The sequence below is a fragment of the Acidovorax sp. genome (assembly GCF_046339755.1).
Taxonomy (GTDB): domain Bacteria; phylum Pseudomonadota; class Gammaproteobacteria; order Burkholderiales; family Burkholderiaceae_C; genus Acidovorax.
In genome coordinates this window covers 1-3023 of sequence record NZ_JBKDTZ010000171.1, presented here as the reverse complement: position 1 = coordinate 3023, position 3023 = coordinate 1, and the positions used below count along the sequence as shown (strand labels likewise).

Here is a 3023-nt window from a genome sequence, read left to right as displayed (position 1 = left end):
CGTGGTGGCCGAAGTGGTCGAGACCATGAAAGGCATCAACGCCAGCAGCAGCAAGATCGCCGACATCATCTCGGTCATCGACGGCATCGCCTTCCAGACCAACATCCTGGCCTTGAACGCAGCGGTGGAAGCGGCGCGCGCCGGAGAGCAAGGCCGCGGCTTTGCCGTGGTGGCAGGAGAAGTGCGCAGCCTGGCCGGGCGCAGCGCCGAAGCGGCCAAGGAAATCAAGGGCCTGATCACCGCCAGCGTGGAACGCGTGGAGCAAGGCACGCAACTGGTGGACAAGGCAGGTGCCACCATGACCGAAGTGGTGGCGGCCATCCGGCGGGTGACCGACATCATGGGCGAGATCAGCGCGGCCAGCAGCGAGCAAAGCGCAGGCGTGGGCCAGGTGGGAGAAGCGGTCACGCAGATGGACCAGGCCACGCAGCAGAACGCGGCGCTGGTGGAAGAGATGGCGGCGGCGGCCAGCAGCCTGAACAGCCAGGCGGGCGAGCTGGTCAACGCGGTGGCGGTGTTCCGGCTGGCGCAGGATGGGGCAGGCACCAGCCACCGGGCCAGCGTGGCCCCCACTCCCGCGCCGGCGCCTGCAGTGCACAAGCCGGTGGCCATGCCGGCACGGGCGGCTGTGAAGGCAGCGGCCACCAAGGCACCCGTGGCCGCCAGCCGGCTGGCAGCGCCCAAGGCGCCGGCGCCAGGCCCTGCGCCAGCGGCCCAGAAGGCGGCAGGGGGTGGGGACGACGAGTGGGAGAGCTTCTGAGGGGTTCTTGATGGGGGTCAAGCGCCTTGTCTGACAGCGCCGCGGCCTGACAGACGGCGCCATTCGCAAGGCACGGGGCTTACAACAAAAGGACGCCGGGCATGACCCCTAGCGGTGTCGCCTGGCCATCCCTTCACTTCCCAGGAGAAGCCCATGACCAACCCCTCCACCATCGAAGCCGCCGCCCGGGACCAGGACCTCGCCCAGCAGGCGCGTCCCGGCCATGGCATTCCCTCGCAAGATCCTGATCCGGCAGCGCAGTTGCCGTTGTCGCAAGAGGAAAAAGAGCGTGAGTCCCAGTCGACCCTCGTGGGCGGCGGCGTAGTGGCTGGCGCAGCCACCGGCGCCGCCGTGGGGGCTGCTGTTGGCGGCCCGGTCGGCGTGGTCGTCGGGGGCACATTGGGCGTGGTGGCGGGCGCTCTGGGCGGTGCTGCCGCCGGCTCCCTTGCCCGACCGAAGGACCCCAGCGGCACCATCCCCGGGCCGGCGGAGCACGAAGTCACCCGCACCGGCGAACCGCTGCAGGAAGACCTGAACCGTTGAATCTGAACCGTTGATTCAACCCGGCCGATGCGGGTTGGGGAACACCAATTGGAGTCCCGGCAGCGTCGGGCGCTTGAAGGCCTGCCATTCGGCCCCCGACCCGATGGGCTGGGCCAGGCGGTCGGCCACCACCCACCAGGCGCTCGGGTTCAGGCCGATGCCGAAATGGCTGGCCAGCACTTCGACGTTCTCGGTGTGCGGATTGTGTGCGGCGGGGGCCTGCAGGCTGCCACGCCAGGCCACCACGCCATCGCTGCGCGAGTAGATGCTGGTGGTGGGCACAGGCGGGGCTTCGGGCAGGTTGTAATTCTCCGTCTCGCGCTCGATGCTGCGGCCGCTTGCGAACTGGTAGATGCGCCAGGCATTGGTGGAGGTGTGCGGGCCGGCAAAGGGCGTGCCCAGCGTCACCACGCACCGCACCAGCTCGGGCAGTTCCTTGGCCAGTTCGCGGGCGTAGACGCCGCCCAGGCTCCAGCCCACCAGGCTCACCTTGCCGCCGCTGCGCTGTGCAGCATGCTGCAATTGCCGCTTGGCGTTGTCCAGCACGCCCTCGCGCGGGCCCAGGTTCAGGCCCTGGCCCCAGCCTTGGGTCTCGTAGCTGCGCGATTCCAGGTAGCGGCGCAGCGGCGCCGTCGTGGCATCTCCGGCCGTGAGCCCGGGAAAGACGATGACCGTATGCCCGTCGCCCTGCGGGGCGCGCTGGAGCACAGGCCAGGCGGGCAGCACGGCACCGAACTCCCAGGGGGCGCGCAGTTCCAACGCCAGCAGGGGCAGGCCCGGCGGCGGCATGTGCAGGGAATCGGTGGTCTTTTCTTTCTTGGTGAACAGCGGCATCAGGTCAATCCATGGGGCGCCAGGCAAGGGCCCAGTGCTGCAGGGTGACAGTAGCATTTTTTTGCACGGAAACCCTGCCCGGAAGTGGAGGCTTCTCTCCAATGAAGCAGGCGCCTGTGTTCTTCCTGTGCAGATTTTTCAGCAGCGACACGGAACGCAAGCTGTACGAAACCTACACATCTGCCCGCACGCGCTACGGCGAAGCGGCCGTCAAGCTGCTGGACCTGTCACGAAAGAACGAGACCGAGCAGGCCTACGCATTCCTGCAGGGTGAATCCGCCAAGTGGTTCTTCGAATCGTCCGACACCCTCAAGAAGCTGGCAGCGCTGAACAGCACCGGTGCCAAGGCGGCCGGTGCAAGCGCCGCCTCGGTGTACCTGAACGCGCGGTTCGTGATGGGGGTTGCGGCGGTTCTGGCCATTGCCATGGCGATCATTGCAGCAGTATGGCTCATCCGCTCCATCACGCGCCCGCTGTCGCAAGCCGTTGCAGCAGCGGATCGGGTGGCGGCGGGCGATCTGAGCGGCCATATCGTGGTCCACTCCCAGGACGAGACCGGCCACCTGCTCAGCGCCCTGCAGCGCATGCAGCAAAGCCTGGTGACCACCGTGAGCACCGTGCGCGGCAACGCCGAAAGCGTGGCCTCGGCCAGCGCGCAGATCGCCTCGGGCAACAATGACCTGTCGGCGCGCACCGAGCAGCAGGCCTCGGCGCTGGAAGAGACCGCCGCCTCCATGGAAGAACTGGCTCCACCGTACGCCAGAACGCCGACAACGCACGCCAGGCCAACCAACTGGCCCTGAACGCCTCCACCGTGGCCGTGCAGGGCGGCGACGTGGTGGCCGAAGTGGTCGAGACCATGAAAGGCATCAACGCCAGCAGCAGC

The 3023-nt window shown here is 68.0% G+C and carries 3 protein-coding genes and 1 pseudogene; 3 read left to right on the top strand and 1 reads right to left on the bottom strand.

Annotated elements, in window-relative coordinates:
* Positions 1-760: methyl-accepting chemotaxis protein (locus ACK59X_RS14355; RefSeq protein WP_409958083.1), on the top strand; the 760-nt coding region annotated here is incomplete at its 5' end.
* A gap of 153 nt (positions 761-913) precedes the next feature.
* Positions 914-1303, top strand: coding sequence for a bacteriocin (locus ACK59X_RS14350; protein ID WP_409958081.1), 390 nt, complete (start codon positions 914-916; stop codon positions 1301-1303).
* 15 nt (positions 1304-1318) lie between these two features.
* Here ACK59X_RS14350 and ACK59X_RS14345 read toward each other — a convergent pair whose 3' ends face one another.
* Positions 1319-2137: an alpha/beta fold hydrolase gene (locus tag ACK59X_RS14345; protein WP_409958079.1), complete on the bottom strand. Its 819-nt coding sequence runs from the start codon at positions 2135-2137 to the stop codon at positions 1319-1321.
* A 152-nt stretch (positions 2138-2289) separates the two neighbouring features.
* On the opposite strand from ACK59X_RS14345, the pseudogene ACK59X_RS14340 reads away from it, so the two are divergent.
* Positions 2290-3023: pseudogene (locus ACK59X_RS14340) on the top strand (HAMP domain-containing protein); the annotation flags it as partial.

Excerpts from the sequence above, each read along its gene's own strand:
- ACK59X_RS14345 (WP_409958079.1), bottom strand. The coding sequence starts at position 2,137 with ATGCCGCTGTTCACCAAGAAAGAAAAGACCACCGATTCCCTGCACATG.
- ACK59X_RS14350 (WP_409958081.1), top strand. The coding sequence starts at position 914 with ATGACCAACCCCTCCACCATCGAAGCCGCCGCCCGGGACCAGGACCTC.